This window comes from Campylobacter sp. BCW_6464 (assembly GCF_001762775.1).
GTDB classification, from domain to species: Bacteria; Campylobacterota; Campylobacteria; order Campylobacterales; family Campylobacteraceae; genus Campylobacter_D; species Campylobacter_D jejuni.
Genome location: NZ_MJXM01000078.1, coordinates 1 through 15,220 on the forward strand (window position 1 = coordinate 1; position 15,220 = coordinate 15,220).

Genomic DNA, 15,220 nt, shown 5'->3' on the forward strand with positions numbered 1-15,220 from the left:
TTTGGATAGCTGCAAGTGGAGAGAGATATTTTGATACGATGAAATAAAGGAGGATGACGCTAAATACTACTACAATAATGACAACAATAGCTTGAATAAATGCAGCTTTATGAATAGGTTTATTTATAATATCAGCGCTTTCGGTAATACAAGCTGTATAAGCAAAGACTTTAGTACAAGTTCCAAGTCTTTCTTGTCCTTTTAATCCATAGGTAAAAAAATTATAATTTCCATTAGCCTTATATGCATTTAAAACTGGAGAATGATCAATAGACGGATTTAATAATTCTTTATTGGTTGCAGCAAATATTTTATTTTCTTCATCAAATAAAAAAGTATTTCCAGGAGTTTTTGCAACTAAATTTTGTAAATCTTCAGATGGCATATCTATACCTAACACCCCAATAAATTTACCATCTTTATAAATAGCTTTAGAATATGTTATCACATATTGTTTTGTTGCAGTATCTAAATATGTTGGTGTAATAAAAACATTATTCGTTTTTAACGCTCCTTGATACCATTCTTTTGCTTTTATATCCAAATTATCATATAAATTAGGCATTATTTTTTTGTTATCATTAGCTTGTTCGCTGAGTAAAACTTTTCCATTTGCTAAACCTAAATAAGTATTTAATGCGTCTGTACTATGGCGATAATATTTCAATATTGGACCAACATTGTTAATAATATTTTCTTCGGTATTTAAAGATTGATAAGGTAAATTTATTATATCTTTTTCTAAATTCTCGGTAAAAGATATATTTGTTGACCTAAAATTTTCAACAGTAGATTGCGTAACTTTAAGCAGGTCAGTTTGATTTTTAAGAGTACTTTCATGTAGTGAGGTTTTTGTAAAATAAAAACTTACAATACCTAGAATAATTAAGGCAAAAATTGCAATTAAATTTGCAATGAGAGAAAGCTTAAATTTTATACTATTCATTTTTTTCCTTTATTTGTATTTATTTTTAAATTTAAAATTAAATCTAGTATTATTTTATCAAAAAATATAAAATATTTCTTGACTTTTATCTTGAAAATTTAAAAATTTAATTATATTAATTGAAAATTATATGTATTTTTCTAAAAAGTAGCATTAATATAAAATAATAAAATATTTAGTTAAAAATTGAATTGTATGAAATTTATATTTATAAAGGATTAGAATGGCTTATACGATCATAGAGGTAGAAAGAAAAACAGGAGTTTCTAGTAGAACACTTAGGTTTTGGCTAGATAAAGGTTTATTTCCCTTTGTGGAAAAAGATAAAAATGGAGTGCGTTATTTTAGTGAAAAAGATTTAGAATGGGTGATTTGGGTGGATTGTTATAGACAAATTGGCATGAGTATCGAGGATCTTAAAAGATATATTTTTTTATGTGCTAAAGGAAAGAGTACTGCAAAAGAGAGATTAGAGATTATTTTAAAATTAAAAGAAAAAACACTAAAGGATATGAAAAAATTGGAGAATATTATAAAAAAACTTGATTTTAAAATAGATTATTATGAAAAAATGGTTATGGAAAATAAAGATGAGCTAAATCCTTTAAGTAAAGATTATATTAAACGGAAAAAACGAGTAAAAATTTAAAAATATTTAATTTTATTCTTGACTTACACCAGATGTTAGGTTTTATACTTTTGATTAACATGATAGAAAAATGTTTTAATAATTAAGAACTATTAGTTTTTAATAAAAAATAAAAAAAGGATAAAAATGCAAAGAAGAAAATTAAGAAATTTGGAAGTAAGTGTCTTAGGACTTGGTTGTATGGGAATGAGCTTTGGTTATGGAGAAACTAAAGATGAAAAAGAGATGATAACACTCATTCATAGGGCAAAGGATCTTGGTATTGATTTTTTTGATACAGCCGAAGTTTATGGTCCTTTTATTAATGAAGAATTAGTAGGTAAAGCAATAAAACCTTTTAGAAATGAAGTGGTATTAGCAACAAAATTTGGTGTCAGGATTGAGGGTGTTAAGCAAATTGTCGATAGTACACTTAGTAAAATCAGACAAAGTTTAGAAGGTAGTTTGAAGCGTTTGCAAACAGATTGTATAGATCTTTATTATCAACATAGAGTCGATACAAATGTTCCAGTTGAAGAAGTTGCTAATTTAATGAGCGAGTTTTACAAAGAAGGAAAAATTAAGGCTTGGGGTATGAGTGAAGCAGGGGTGCAAAGTATTAAAAAAGCTCACGCAGTATTTCCGCTTAGTGCGGTTCAAAGTGAGTATTCTTTATGGTGGAGAGAACCAGAAAAAGAACTTTTAAAAGTTTTGGAAGAATTAAATATAGGTTTTGTTCCTTTTTCTCCTTTAGGAAAAGGATTTTTAGCAGGTAAATTTGATGCAAATTCTACTTTTGAAAATAATGACTTTAGATCACAAGTTCCACGTTTTAAAAGCGAGAATTTAAAAGCTAATTTGGATTTAGTTTATGCATTAGAAGATATAGCAAAAGCTAAAAATGCTACTTTAGCACAAATTGCTCTTGCTTGGGTTTTAGCACAAAAAACATTTATTGCACCTATTTTTGGAACAACAAATTTACGAAGATTAGAAGAAAATATTAATGCTGTTAATATTGATTTTACTCAAGAAGAATTAAATCATTTAAAGAGTATTTTAGAAAAAATAATAATCAAAGGGGATCGGTATGCCGGTGAAGCAGCTCTTAGAGTTGGGAAATAAAAAGTTTGGTTTATTTCTTATTGTAATGGTTTTATGTAGTTTTGTTAAAGGAGTGTAAATGCAAGAACTTGAAAGTAAAGGAATTCATGGAAGTTTTAAAGGCGATAGTAAATTTTTTAGCAAAAATGTAAAAGTTTCTATGATGTTTAAATCAAACGAGTGGAGAAATTTTAGTGGAGCTTTGGTTGAATTTGAAGCCAGTGCTAGAAGTGCATGGCATACTCATCCTCAAGGACAAACCTTAATCGTAACAGAGGGTGAAATCATCACAAAAGTTCTAGGTCAAAAAGCCTTTATAGCCAAAAAAGGCGATGTGATAAGCTGTCCTATAGGAGTAAAGCATTTTCATGGTGCGACTAATACAAGTAGTGGAGCACACATAGCACTTACAGGCGAGAAAGAAGGTAAAAATGTAGAATGGCTTGAGCTTGTAAGTGATGAAGAATATGAAAATGCCTTAAAAGAAGCAAGAGAGTAAAGAAATTTGTAAATAAAACGCAAAAATTTTATAAAAACTTTTATGTTTTTTGGAGTATTTTAAATGCTCTTTTTTCGCAAATTTTAAAAACCACAAAGGATAAAACCATGCAATTAAGACAAAAAGCAAGAGAAATTTTTGAAAAACTCTTAGGAGGAGCAAAAAAGGATCAATTTTTTGCAAGTGATAAAGAGTATTTTATCAATCACATAAATTTTACTTTTGACGAGAGTTTTGTAAAAGCAAATTTGGATACACAAAAATATTTTTTAATCACCCTTGCTTCTACTTTAGCAGTAGGTGGAAAAATAGAGTTTAAAGCTTTACTTCAAGGTGCAATCAAGAATGATATAAGTCCTATTGTCATCAAAGAAGTGATTTATCAAGCTACGCCTTATGTGGGTTTTGCTAGAGTATGTGATTTTTTAAGTCTTTGTAATAAAGCATTTAAAAAACTAAATATTGCCTTATCTTTGACTTCACAAGACACCACTACGCAAGAAAATCGCAAAATAAAAGGCAGGGAAATACAAAATGCTATTTTTGGTGAAGCCAATATCACTAAAATGATAGAATCTACCCCAGAAGATAAAGCTTTTATAAATGATTTTTTGAGTGCGAATTGTTTTGGAGACTACTATACACGCACAGGACTTGATCTAAAAACTAGGGAGCTTTTAACCCTTGTGTATCTTATCTCACTTGGTGGGCTAGACAATCAAGTAAAAGCTCACATACAAGGCAATCTTAACATGGGACAAAGTAGAAAAGATTTGCTAAATATCATTGCAGCTCTTATTCCATATATCGGTTATCCAAAGGCTTTAAATGCAATTGCTGTGTTAGATAGTTTGACTTTATAATTTTTTTATGTTAAAAATTTATGTTGCATTTTTATTGAATGAAAGGATTAAAAAATGGACTTTAAAACTTTATTGAATATAAAAGAAAAAAGATTACAAGAATGCCAAGAATTGATAAAAAAGCTTGAAAAGGAAAGAAGCAATTATGAAATTGCAAATTGTAAAAATATAAAAGAAATAAATATAAAATTAGAAAAATTGATAAAAAAAGAAATTTTATTTTTTGAAAATTTAGAATATGAAAAATTTAAAAATAATCCCCAAGAATTTGATGATTTAGAAGATGAAATTTATTTTTATTTTGATTTATATATGATAAATATTTCCAAACTAGAGTTAAAAGAGCTTGAGTTTAACTCTAAAGTTGAATTTAAAAAATATGAAGAACGCTATGAGACAAGAAAAGATAAAAAAGATTTTATTAAACTTTCAAAATCAATTTTGCAAACTTCAAAAGATTTATTTCAAGTTACAATTTTGGCTGGATTTTCCATAATTATTTTTATACTCATTCTACATTCTTTGCAAACAAAAACCATTCCTTTTTTGGATAGCCAAAAGGCAACTGCTTTGGCAATTACAGGAGTTTTATTTGGAGGAATTTTTAGTTTTTTCTACATGGGAATATTTTCTTTTTCAAGAGAACTATATAAACAATATTTTAAAATACCAAAAAGAATCCCTTTTATAATTTATATCACTTCATCCATTATCACTTTTATCACATTACAGAAACCCAGTATATTATTATTAATATCTATTGCTATTGTATTTATAGTTGCAAATGGTGCATTATATTTTTTTGGAAAAAAATATAGAATTTCATCAAATAACTTTGAAATTTTTGCAACACAAACAATGTTAATATTTGTAATATATATAGCTATTGCTATTATTAGTGTTTTTATCATCATTAAATCTCAAGAAGTTAATTATATTTATCTGGGTATTGGTTATTTAATTATTTTTATATTTTTTAGTCTTCAATTGTGTTTTAAAGACTTTAAAAGTTTTAAATTTTTTGCTTTGATTAACACTATTATCTTATTTTTATCTATTATGTTTTTAAATGAAAATATTACTTCTTATTTGAAAATAGGCAATTTTAAGGTAGAAGAAATGACACTAAGTAAAAATAAAATTGTAAAAAATAAATTATTAGATAATAATATCAGCTTTATTGAAAATGAAGAAGGTTTAAAAGTAAAAGATTTATATATTCTTTCAGATGCAAAAGATGTATATTATATACAAAGCAAAAAAGAAGAAAATAAGAAACTAAAAAAGTCATTTCTAATAGATAAAAAATATGTTTTAGATAAAGATTTTTGATAAAAAAGGAAAGTTAAAGTGCAAAGTATAAGTTAAAATATTTTACTTTAGTATAAATTGCACTTATTTTTAAATATATCAGTTTAAAAGAACTTAAAGACTATAAAAATGCGAAATAAAAGCAGTTTCTATTAAAGAAAAATAAAATAACTTTATAATTTTCTTAAAATTTTGCAATATTTTTTTACATTTTTTCGATAAGAAAAAAGCTTAAAGTCATTCTTTTTTGCTACAAATTTGGTGTTTTTGTGAAATAAATTTTCAAGCTTTTTTCTTGTTTTTTCAATTTGTTCAAGTGAAGTAGTATTAAAAGAATTTAAGATAATTTTTATTTCTTTTTGCTTTAAAAAGTTTAGAATATCAGTATTTTGTTTACCTAGCCAAATTTCAAAACCAAATTTAAGTCCGACTTTAAAACTAAGCATATCAAAAAGTGTTTCACGCATAGAATTTAACAAATAATTTGACATTATAAATTGTTTTCTTAAAAGAGCTTTTTCTAATTTTGTAAAAGTAAAATAAAACTCATTGCATATTTCATCAAAATCTTTTTCTGTTGGTTTCTTAATGCAAAAAACATTCTCATTTTGAGTTTTCTTAAATCTTTGATCTTTATCTATAAGCGCTTTGCTTAAAGGTTCAAATTTATAATAATGTTTCAATGATTTTAGGGGGATAAATTTAAAGTCTATTCTCACTCCATTTTTAAAAATTACCAAAAAACTCACCCAATTTTTAGGCAAATCAGCTTTATAGAATTCAAAGCTTTCAGGCGCTTGATAAAATAAAATTTTTCCAAAATTTTTAATAAATTTAGGTAATTTTGCTTTTTTGATATCTTTGCTTTTGTTTAGGTTTAATAATTTTCTCAAATTTTTAGATTTTAGAAAAAATGAAATATCATAATCTTGATATTTATCCTTTTTAGCTTTCTTATTTACTCTTGAACCTTCAAGTGTTATAAGACGAATTTGTTTATAAATAAAAGCAATATTTTTAATTTTTTCTAAAATTCTTTTTTTGCTTTGCATCTAAAAATTCCTTTTAAAAAAAATCTTAAAAGTTTTATATTTATATAATAATGATTTTTATCCATTTTGATATACTTTAAAAATATTAAATTTTCATAAATTTTTAAGATATTTTTATATTTTATTAAAAATTCTATCCTTGTTTAAGGATAAGAAAATAAAATCTCTAAGAAATCTTCGCTATAAAAATTTGTTTTATTTTATATATTCCATTCATTTAAAATCGCTCCTTTATCACACAATTTCTTTATATTTAGAAGTAGCTTTGGCGGTATAAATTCTTTTATATTTTAAAATTTCTAAAGATTTTTAACATTATAAAAAAATACGTTAAACAATCAAAAAATTTTAACACATCAAGTATTTTTCTAATTTTTAAAAAATTATTTTCACTCTTGACTTATAGCTACTCTAATGTTTTATAATTATAAAAAATCAAAAAAGGAGCAAAAATGCAATACAAAATTTTAGAAAACAATCGCATCGCAAGTAAAGGCTATGCAATGCTTAGCAAGGATGCGAAATTCACACCTTTTGAATTTAGTCGCCATGCTATTGGCGATAATGATATTTTGATTAAAATCCTATATGCAGGTATTTGTCATAGCGATATTCACACTGCAAGAAGCGAGTGGGGAGAGGCTACTTATCCTTGTGTGCCTGGGCATGAGATAGCAGGAGAAGTGATTGCTGTGGGTAAAAATGTGAGTAAATTTAAAGTAGGAGATTACGCAGGGGTTGGTTGTATGGTAAATTCATGCGGTGAATGCGATGCTTGCAAACGCTCACAAGAGCAGTTTTGCGAAAATGGCAAAACCATCTTTACTTACAATAGTTGTGATGTATTTCACGGCAATGAAAACACTTATGGGGGCTACTCAAACAACATAGTTGTAAGTGAAAAATTTGCCATTTGTGTGCCAAAAAGTGCACCGATGGATAAGGTTGCACCTTTGCTTTGTGCGGGTATTACCACTTACTCGCCTTTAAAATTTTCTAAGATAAAAGAAGGCTCAAGCGTTGCTATAGCAGGCTTTGGCGGACTTGGTATGATGGCTGTAAAATACGCTGTTAAAATGGATGCAAAGGTTAGCGTTTTTGCTAGAAATGAAAACAAAAAAGCCGATGCTTTGGCTATGGGTGTAAGCTCATTTTACACAAGCACTGATAAAAACGCCGTAAAAGAACGCTTTGATTTAATCATCTCAACCATTCCAACGCCTTATAATCCTGCCATTTATTTGGATTTACTTAAATTTGGTGGCGAAATGGCTATAGTTGGCTTACCTCCTGTGGAAGATAAGGTAAATATAGGCATAAATGAGCTTGTGCATAAGGCAGGCAAAAAGGTTTATGGTTCGTTAATTGGCGGTATTGCTGAAACTCAAGAAATGCTTGATTTTTCTTTAAAACATGGAATTTATCCAGAAACCGAGCTTATTACCCCACAAGAAATCGATAAAGCTTATGAAAATCTAACCTCAGGAAAGGCTAAATTTCGCTATGTTATTGATATGACAAAAGAATAATTTAATACTTATCAAAAACTACATCGCTAATGTCAAATCCTCTTTGCTTAGCGATGTCTAAAAGCTCTTTTGTGCTTTTTTCATCTATTATATTTCTTGCTAAAATCCAAAGATATTTTTTATCAGGACTACCCACAATGGCAACTTTATACTCGCTATCAATAAAAATGATTTCATAATTTACTCTATTAAAAAGGTTCATAAAGATATTAAATCTCACTGCTAATTGTCTATTTGAAACGATTTTTGCCTTACCTTTTATGCTTGAAATTTCATTTTCTTTACTGCAAAAATTCTCAATCTCTACATAAGGAACACCATTTTTATATTTAAGCTCGTATTTTGCCTTTGAATTTAGGCAAGATTTTTGAAAAAAGGCGGGTTTTCTAGCCATTTCAAGCCATTCTCCCATATAATTTTGTAAAGAAAGTTCGCCAATTAATTCAAGCATTTTTTTCCTTTTTGTCTTTCTCGCCCCATTTGCACATAGCTTGTAAAATGGGAATTAAACTTTGTCCGCGTTTGGATAAGCTATATTCTACCTTGGGTGGAATTTGAGCGTATTCTTTTCTGATAATTAAACCATCATTTTCTAGTTCTCTTAAGGTATTGGTTAAAGTTTTAAAAGATATGGAGCTTAAAAAGCGTTTGAGTTCATTATAACGCACGATTTCATAGCGAAATAAGCAGTATAAAATACTCATTTTATATTTTCCATTAATTAATGCTAGAGTATAGTTAAATCCACATTCTTCGAAATTGCACTGAGAATTCTCTTTAGTCATTTAACATTCCTTTAGTATAGTATCTTACTTTATTTTCTGTATTGAAAATGATATTATGCTAAGTTATAATTGTATCATAAAATTTAAAAAAGGATAAAAATGAAAAATATACTCTTGCTTAATGGTGCTAAAGAATTTGGAAGTTCAAAAGGACAGCTTAATTTAACATTGCATAATCATGCTTTAGAAATTTTAAAAACATTAGGATACGAAGTAGATCAAACTCACATAGATCAAGGATATGATCCTAAAGAAGAGATACAAAAATTTATAAAAGCTGATGCTGTGATCTATCAAATGCCAGCTTGGTGGATGGGCGAGCCTTGGATAGTTAAAAAATATATCGATGAAGTGTTTGGTTTGGGTGCTGGAGTGCTTTTTAAAAATGATGGAAGAACTCATGAAAATCCTAGTAAAAACTACGGAAAAGGTGGTTTAGATCATGGTAAAAAATACATGTTTTCTCTCACTTGGAATGCACCTCTTGAAGCCTTTAATGATAAAAATGAATTTTTTGAAGGAAAGGGTGTAGATATGGTGTATTGGCATTTGCATAAGGCTCATGAATTTATAGGTATGAAAGCTTTACCAACTTTTATGTGTAATGATGTGGTAAAAAATCCTCAAGTGGAAAAATATCTAAACGAGTATGAACTACACTTGAAAAAAATTTTTTAAAAAATTTGACTTAAAAATTTCAAGGTGTAACATTGACTCGAACAAAGTATTTGTATATCTTGCTTGTTTTAGTTATGTTTTTATGGGGCTCATCTTGGCCTACTTCTAAGATTTTATCAGCTTATGCTGATACTTCTGTGATTACTTTTTGGCGTTTTTTCTTTGTTTTGCTAGGCTCTTTGATGGTATTAGGCTTTTTAAGAATTCCTTTAAGGCTTGAAAAATCTATTTTAAAATGGGTGCTGATAGCAGGAATTTTAAATGGGTTTTATACTTTTGTATTTTTTATTGCCATTAAGCATGGTTTAGCTGGAAAAGGCGGTGTTTTGGTTACAACTATGATTCCTATTTTTTCTTATTTTATATTTATGATAGCGATATTATTTCAAAAAGATAAAAAATCAACTCACAAGATCACAAAGAGTGAAATTTTAGGATTATTTTTAGGTTTATTATCTGGATTTTGTTTGTTAAATTTAGGGAGTTTAGAAGATTTATTTGGTAAATTTAATATTTTATTTTTAACTTGTTCTTTTATTTGGGCTTTGATAGCAGTGTTTAATCATAAAGCCAAAGGAGCTCACCCTTTGGCGATTAACTTTTATATTAATCTCATTTCTGTTTTAATGTTTTCTTGGGTATTGTTTGATGTAAAAAGTTATGAAATTTTTCATTTTGAATTTAAATTTTGGATCAGTATGTTTGTCGTTGCTTTTTTATCAACTATTATAGGTACTAGTATTTATTATTATGGGATTCACATTTTAGGGAGTGTTAAGGCAAATTCTTTTGTTTTAATCACTCCTGCTAGTGCTTTAATTTGCAGCTATTTTATACTAGATGAGGTGCCAAATGCACTTACCTTGTTAGGTTGTGCCTTGGCTATAGGTGCTATATATTTTATCAATATTTATGGCAAAAAAGCTTAGATCATTTTCTATAACCGTGGCTATTTTTGTATAGTCTCCTGTGCTTTGTCCTACTGCCATTAAAATGATAGGAATACCACTTTTTGGTACCTGTATGCTTCCAAAAACTGCAGGATCTGAAATAATATCTGTTGAGTTTTTATGCTCTATACTTTTGCTAGATTCTGTATAAATCACCATTCTATCACACTTTATAACTAGTATTTAAAAAAGCATCTATGCCTTTTTGAGTAAAAACATCTTTATTTGTTCCTAAAATAACGCGTATAATAGGATCTTTTGAGCTTTTAAAAATAGGATTTTCACATTCTCTAGCTTCTAAATTAAAAGGTGTAAAAGTATCATGAGTATTTAAAATATCATCTTTTTGCAAAGCTCTTCCTTTAAAAATTCCAACTCTCATTTTAGCATCGCTGGATTTAGAGTTTAAAAAACTTTTTACTTCAAAGCTACCTGCTACGCATAAATACCCACGAAAACCTATTTTTGCTAAACCAAGTTCTAAAATATCGCCTTTATTTGCTTTATATACCTTGCAAGTTTTTATTTTTTGATTATTAAGCTTTGCCTCAAATTCAGCCCCACTTAAAACAAAATAATTCTCATATAAAAATTTATATTTTCCACCCTTTAAATAAAGCTCAATTCCTGCTTCATCTTGTTTGTTTCCAAGTAAGATATTTGTCATTCTTAAGGCATCTTCATCCATAGCCCCACTTCTTGCTATGCCAAATTTAGCAAATTTTTTTCTACCAAAGTCTTGCAAACTCGAATTTATAAATGCTTCAATGATTTTATACTCATAAATTTCCTTTTGATAGATTTTTTAGCAACTTGCTCTTGGAACTCAAAAAATTCATCTTTTGAAATGGCTTTAAATTTTAAAAACATACCCGCTTTTAAAAGAGTGGAATTTTTTCATCTTCTTTATCAAAAAATTCCAAAGATGTTCTAGCAATGATTTACCAATCCCCTGGACTTGAAATAAGATAAACTCCTGTTTGTTTATTGGCTATACCTACACTTCCAGCTTCTATTTTTGCTCTAGGGCTTGAAAGGCGTGGGGTAAAAAGTTTTTTGTCCAAACCTCCAAGATAAGGAAAACCTGCCAAACCTAGCATAAAAACAAGATAGTAAGGCTTAGTGTGAAGAGATATAAGTTCTTCTTTTTAAATTTGATTGAAATTCTAAATCCAGTCCAAATTCTTCATCATAACAAAGTGGAACTTCTATACAAAGACTTGAGTTTTGCTCCGTAAGTTTAATATCCTTTTTAATTTTTTTCAAAAAATCAAGCAAAGAATTTAAAGAAAGTATACAAGGATTAAAGTATATAAGCAAGCTTGCATAAGTACTTATCAACTCATCAATATTATAAATTTCACCTTCTTTTAGGGCTTTTTGTATCCTTTGTTTCGTGCTTAAAACATAAGCATTGATTTGAGGTGAAATTTCTTGTTTAATAAAAAGCAAAAGCAAAGCCTTGCTTCCACTAAAATGCACACTAAACATTGTTAAAACCTATATAAAATTTTCCAAAGCACAAATTTGAATTTGTTCTTTTTCTAAATTTTCTTTGATTTTTTTAACAAATTCTAAAGCTTGTACATTATCCCCATGAACGCAAATACTATCCGCTTTTAAATCAATTTCTTTGCCATTTATGCTTGTAACTTTGCCTTCTTTTATCATTTTTACAACGCGTTTATCGCTAAATTTTTATCAATAGCTGCTATATTATAAAGTGTGCCATGAGCTTAAAATATTATATTTTCATACTTTTTGTTTTAGTAAAGCCAAAGCTCCTAGTTGATACAAGCATGGTTTTTGACTTCTTCAAAGCTTATTTGCATATTGCGTCTTCCAAAACCCAAAAGATCAGGATAAGATGGGTGTGCTCCTATGCAAACACCATTTTGCTTGGCTAAATTTAAGGTCTTATCCATTACACAAGGATCACCCGCATGAAAGCCACAGGCGACATTTGCTGAGCTTACAAATTTTAAAATTTTTTTCATCCATTCCCATTTTATAGGTGTCAAAACTTTCCTCTAAATCACTATTTAAATCTACTTTGAACATTATTTGACCTTGTATATTTAATTATTGATTTTATTGTATCTAAAGAAGAATTTTAAATAAGCTGAAAGTTTTGAAAAATAAATAAAAAAGTTACAATAAGTAAAAATAATATTTTAAGCAGGCTAAAACCTGCTTAATTTTAATCTTTCCTTGTTTTTGCATCAACTACGAATAAAGGTTTATAGAGCAGTTTAAATCCGCTAATAAAACTTAAAGTATCGTCACTTGTAAGCCAATTGATAAATTTTTTAGCTTCAGTATAATTAACATTTTTGCAATGTTTAGGATTTGTTGCTATAACAGAATAAAAATTTTTAAGGCTATCATTACCTTCATTTACAATGACTAAACTTGGATTTCCTTTTTCACTGGCTTCATATTTGATATAAGTGCCACGATCAGTTAAAATCACACCTTTTTTTTCTTCAGCGATTTTAATGCTTGCTAGCATACCTTGTCCACTTTGTTGATACCAGTTTTCTTTTTCAGGCACACCACCAAGATCTTTCCAAAGACTTTTTTCTTTATTATCAGTACCCGATTTATCGCCTCTTGAGATGAAAGTGAGTTTTTCATTTTTGATAAGTTCTAAACTTTCTTTTAAATTTTTGCCTTTAAATTTAGAAGCTATTGATTTATCCGCAATGATGATAAAATCATTATACATCACAGGGGTTCTATCCACGCCAAAACCTTTTTTTATAAATTCTTTTTCTGCTTTTGGAGAGTGTACAAAAAGTACATCAGCATTGCAATCTTCACCCATTTTTAAAGCCGCACCTGTTCCTACTGCAACCCATTTTAAGGTATTGCCGCTTTCTTGTTCATAAAGAGGCTTTAGAGCATCTAAAAGTCCTGTATTGTCAGTGCTTGTTGTGGTTGCCATTTTAAGTTCTGCTGCACTTGCACTTAAAGCTAAAGCAAGGGCTAAAGAAATGATTTTTTTCATTTTTTCTCCTTATAAATTTACATAAAAAAATATTTTAGCATAATTATGCTAAAATTACTTATTTTAAAAAGGATATTTTTGGATTATATTTTTGATGGTTTTAAACAAGCTTTATTTTTACTTTTTAATGCTGATGAAAGTGTAATTTCAGCTATAAAAACTACACTTTTAAGCTCAAGTATTTCTATAGTTTTAGCTTTGCTCATAGGTTTTCCTTTGGGATTTATTTTAGGCTTTTTTGATTTTAAATTTAAACGCTTTATAAAACTTATCATAGATACTAGCCTTTCTTTTCCAACAGTTGCGGTAGGACTTATACTTTATGCACTGATTTCAAGTCGAGGACCTTTGGGAGAATTTGGACTACTTTTTACTATAAAGGCTTTAATTTTAGGGCAGTTTATTTTAGCACTTCCTATAGTGATCGCACTTTTTTCAAATTTGATAGAAAATATGAATAAAAAACATTTTTTACTTATAAAATCTTTTCACCTAAGTCCTTTAAAACTTGTTTTAATGATGATTTATGAATTACGCTTTGCTTTGATTAGCGTCGTTGCACTAGCTTATGGACGCATTGTAGCAGAAGTAGGAGTAGCGATGATAGTGGGTGGAAATATTAAATACGACACTAGAACCATAACCACGGCTATTTCTCTTGAAACCAACAAAGGCGAATTTGCTAGTGGTATAGCTTTGGCTTTGGTTTTAATTCTCATTGCCTTTTGTTTAAATTTCATTACACACAAACTTAAAAGAACATAAAATGATAGAAATTTCTAATCTTTTTTTCAACTATCAAAACAAAGAAGTTTTAAAAATTAAAAATTTAAAACTTGATACAAGTAAAATTAGCATCTTAATGGGAACGAATGGAAGTGGAAAATCTACATTTTTAAGAATATTAAAATTTTTAGAAGGAGATTTTTCAAAAAATATTTCTTATTTTGGAAATTTTAAACTTAATAATAAACAAAAGCGTGAAATTTATTTGCTTTTTCCAGAGCCTATTTTGTTAAATCGTAGCGTAAGGGCAAATTTTTTATTTACTTTAAAAACTTATGGGATTAAAGAAGATATCGAAGAACGTATAAAAGAAAGTTTGATGTTTTTAAATTTAGATGAAAGTCTTTTAAGTAAATATCCTAATGAACTTTCATCAGGACAAAGTCAAAAAATAGCTTTTGCTATAGCTTTAAGCGTAAGAGCGAAGTATTATTTACTTGATGAACCGAGTGCTTTTTTGGATAAAAATACTACGCTTTTATTTAAAAAAGCTATTCTTAAAATGCACGAAAATTTCAATACAGGTTTTTTAATCGCAAGCCATGATAAACATTTTTTAGATTCTTTGGCTCAAAAAAAACTTTATTTACACAGTGGAGAAATTTTAGAATTTGAAAATACTAATGTTTTTGAGCTAGAAAATCAAGGTGTAAAATTTTGTAATTTTATAGATTTTAGTAATTGTAAAAAATATAAAGATTTTAAAAAACCTCCAAGTAAAATTGCGATTGATCCTTATAAAATTTCTTTTTTTAATTCTAAAAATATCCCAAAAAATAATTATGAGTTTATTTTAGAAAAATGTTATATTATAGCACTTAGAAGTAGGAAAAGTGATGTTTTTATAAGGGTAAGTTGTATGGATAAAATTTTAGAATTTGCTTTAGAAAAACAAGAATTTTTAAAATTCGATTTAAAATTATACAAAGAACTCAGTCTTTATTTTTATGAAGATGCAATATGTTTCTTAAATTAACATACATTATAAAATTTAAATAAAATATTACAAATATTCTCATTTTTTATAAAATTTATCTTAATTATTTTTTAAATTTGTATTTAATACAAATAAACTCTTA

14 protein-coding genes and 4 pseudogenes are annotated in these 15,220 nt (G+C 27.8%); 10 read left to right on the forward strand and 8 right to left on the reverse strand.

Translation table 11 applies throughout. From position 1 onward, the window contains the following. Window positions 1–946: cache domain-containing protein (locus AJ885_RS08070; protein WP_214283772.1), on the reverse strand; the 946-nt coding region annotated here is incomplete at its 3' end. Between the two features lie 223 nt (window positions 947–1,169). Here AJ885_RS08070 and AJ885_RS08075 point away from each other — a divergent pair. The 5 genes from AJ885_RS08075 (at window position 1,170) to AJ885_RS08095 (ending at window position 5,372) form a co-directional block, all read left to right on the forward strand. Then, window positions 1,170–1,595: a MerR family transcriptional regulator gene (locus AJ885_RS08075; protein WP_044794524.1), complete on the forward strand. Its 426-nt coding sequence runs from the start codon at window positions 1,170–1,172 to the stop codon at window positions 1,593–1,595. Window positions 1,596–1,721: 126 nt separating this feature from the next. Further along, window positions 1,722–2,699: an aldo/keto reductase gene (locus AJ885_RS08080; RefSeq protein WP_070274640.1), complete on the forward strand. Its 978-nt coding sequence runs from the start codon at window positions 1,722–1,724 to the stop codon at window positions 2,697–2,699. Between the two features lie 58 nt (window positions 2,700–2,757). Beyond that, window positions 2,758–3,177, forward strand: coding sequence for a cupin domain-containing protein (locus AJ885_RS08085; RefSeq protein WP_052858450.1), 420 nt, complete (start codon window positions 2,758–2,760; stop codon window positions 3,175–3,177). A 107-nt stretch (window positions 3,178–3,284) separates the two neighbouring features. Continuing rightward, window positions 3,285–4,040, forward strand: coding sequence for a carboxymuconolactone decarboxylase family protein (locus AJ885_RS08090; RefSeq protein WP_070281076.1), 756 nt, complete (start codon window positions 3,285–3,287; stop codon window positions 4,038–4,040). A 54-nt stretch (window positions 4,041–4,094) separates the two neighbouring features. After that, on the forward strand, window positions 4,095–5,372 hold the full coding sequence (locus tag AJ885_RS08095) for a hypothetical protein (protein ID WP_070281079.1): 1,278 nt from the start codon (window positions 4,095–4,097) through the stop codon (window positions 5,370–5,372). A 152-nt stretch (window positions 5,373–5,524) separates the two neighbouring features. Here the strand turns inward: AJ885_RS08095 and AJ885_RS08100 are convergent, their stop codons facing one another. Further along, window positions 5,525–6,403 carry an aminoglycoside 6-adenylyltransferase gene (locus tag AJ885_RS08100; RefSeq protein WP_070274150.1) on the reverse strand — a complete coding sequence of 293 codons (879 nt, stop codon included), beginning with the start codon at window positions 6,401–6,403 and terminating at the stop codon, window positions 5,525–5,527. Between the two features lie 452 nt (window positions 6,404–6,855). Between AJ885_RS08100 and AJ885_RS08105 the strand changes: the two genes are divergently transcribed. After that, on the forward strand, window positions 6,856–7,932 hold the full coding sequence (locus AJ885_RS08105; protein ID WP_070281081.1) for an NAD(P)-dependent alcohol dehydrogenase: 1,077 nt from the start codon (window positions 6,856–6,858) through the stop codon (window positions 7,930–7,932). Window position 7,933: 1 nt separating this feature from the next. On the opposite strand, the gene AJ885_RS08110 is transcribed toward AJ885_RS08105, so the two are convergent. Both AJ885_RS08110 and rrpA read right to left on the reverse strand, forming a co-directional pair. After that, window positions 7,934–8,383, reverse strand: a complete 450-nt coding sequence (locus AJ885_RS08110) for a lipocalin family protein (RefSeq protein WP_070278710.1) — start codon at window positions 8,381–8,383, stop codon at window positions 7,934–7,936. After that, a pseudogene (gene rrpA / locus AJ885_RS08115) lies at window positions 8,371–8,717 on the reverse strand (MarR family transcription factor RrpA). Before rrpA ends, AJ885_RS08110 begins: the two are co-directional and overlap by 13 nt. Before the next feature lie 99 nt (window positions 8,718–8,816). Between rrpA and AJ885_RS08120 the strand changes: the two are divergent. Then, on the forward strand, window positions 8,817–9,395 hold the full coding sequence (locus AJ885_RS08120) for an NAD(P)H-dependent oxidoreductase (RefSeq protein ID WP_002867872.1): 579 nt from the start codon (window positions 8,817–8,819) through the stop codon (window positions 9,393–9,395). A 32-nt stretch (window positions 9,396–9,427) separates the two neighbouring features. Beyond that, window positions 9,428–10,324: a DMT family transporter gene (locus AJ885_RS08125; RefSeq protein ID WP_070281082.1), complete on the forward strand. Its 897-nt coding sequence runs from the start codon at window positions 9,428–9,430 to the stop codon at window positions 10,322–10,324. On the opposite strand, the pseudogene AJ885_RS08130 reads toward AJ885_RS08125, so the two are convergent. The 4 genes and pseudogenes from AJ885_RS08130 to tupA all read right to left on the reverse strand — a co-directional run. Next, window positions 10,310–11,132: pseudogene (locus AJ885_RS08130) on the reverse strand (biotin-dependent carboxyltransferase family protein); the annotation flags it as partial. The gene AJ885_RS08125 and the pseudogene AJ885_RS08130 overlap by 15 nt on opposite strands. Next, a pseudogene (locus tag AJ885_RS10515) lies at window positions 11,118–11,836 on the reverse strand (5-oxoprolinase subunit B family protein); the annotation flags it as partial. The pseudogenes AJ885_RS08130 and AJ885_RS10515, both read right to left, overlap by 15 nt. A gap of 9 nt (window positions 11,837–11,845) precedes the next feature. Beyond that, a pseudogene (locus AJ885_RS08140) lies at window positions 11,846–12,406 on the reverse strand (5-oxoprolinase subunit PxpA). Between the two features lie 139 nt (window positions 12,407–12,545). After that, entirely contained in the window at window positions 12,546–13,355 is an 810-nt protein-coding gene (tupA, locus tag AJ885_RS08145) for a tungstate ABC transporter substrate-binding protein TupA (RefSeq protein ID WP_002862184.1), read from the reverse strand. 78 nt (window positions 13,356–13,433) lie between these two features. On the opposite strand from tupA, the gene tupB reads away from it, so the two are divergent. Beyond that, window positions 13,434–14,120 (forward strand): tungstate ABC transporter permease TupB, encoded by a 687-nt coding sequence (gene tupB, locus AJ885_RS08150; RefSeq protein WP_002871132.1) that lies wholly within the window; start codon window positions 13,434–13,436, stop codon window positions 14,118–14,120. A 1-nt stretch (window position 14,121) separates the two neighbouring features. Further along, the gene (gene tupC, locus AJ885_RS08155; RefSeq protein WP_044778913.1) at window positions 14,122–15,117 is read left to right on the forward strand and encodes a tungstate ABC transporter ATP-binding protein TupC; all 996 of its coding nucleotides are present in this window, start codon (window positions 14,122–14,124) and stop codon (window positions 15,115–15,117) included. Window positions 15,118–15,220: the final 103 nt, after the last annotated feature.

Coding starts and splice junctions, on each gene's coding strand:
- AJ885_RS08075 (WP_044794524.1), top strand. CDS start 1,170: ATGGCTTATACGATCATAGAGGTAGAAAGAAAAACAGGAGTTTCTAGT.
- AJ885_RS08080 (WP_070274640.1), top strand. CDS start 1,722: ATGCAAAGAAGAAAATTAAGAAATTTGGAAGTAAGTGTCTTAGGACTT.
- AJ885_RS08085 (WP_052858450.1), top strand. CDS start 2,758: ATGCAAGAACTTGAAAGTAAAGGAATTCATGGAAGTTTTAAAGGCGAT.
- AJ885_RS08090 (WP_070281076.1), top strand. CDS start 3,285: ATGCAATTAAGACAAAAAGCAAGAGAAATTTTTGAAAAACTCTTAGGA.
- AJ885_RS08095 (WP_070281079.1), top strand. CDS start 4,095: ATGGACTTTAAAACTTTATTGAATATAAAAGAAAAAAGATTACAAGAA.
- AJ885_RS08100 (WP_070274150.1), bottom strand. CDS start 6,403: ATGCAAAGCAAAAAAAGAATTTTAGAAAAAATTAAAAATATTGCTTTT.
- AJ885_RS08105 (WP_070281081.1), top strand. CDS start 6,856: ATGCAATACAAAATTTTAGAAAACAATCGCATCGCAAGTAAAGGCTAT.
- AJ885_RS08110 (WP_070278710.1), bottom strand. CDS start 8,383: ATGCTTGAATTAATTGGCGAACTTTCTTTACAAAATTATATGGGAGAA.
- AJ885_RS08120 (WP_002867872.1), top strand. CDS start 8,817: ATGAAAAATATACTCTTGCTTAATGGTGCTAAAGAATTTGGAAGTTCA.
- tupA (WP_002862184.1), bottom strand. CDS start 13,355: ATGAAAAAAATCATTTCTTTAGCCCTTGCTTTAGCTTTAAGTGCAAGT.
- tupC (WP_044778913.1), top strand. CDS start 14,122: ATGATAGAAATTTCTAATCTTTTTTTCAACTATCAAAACAAAGAAGTT.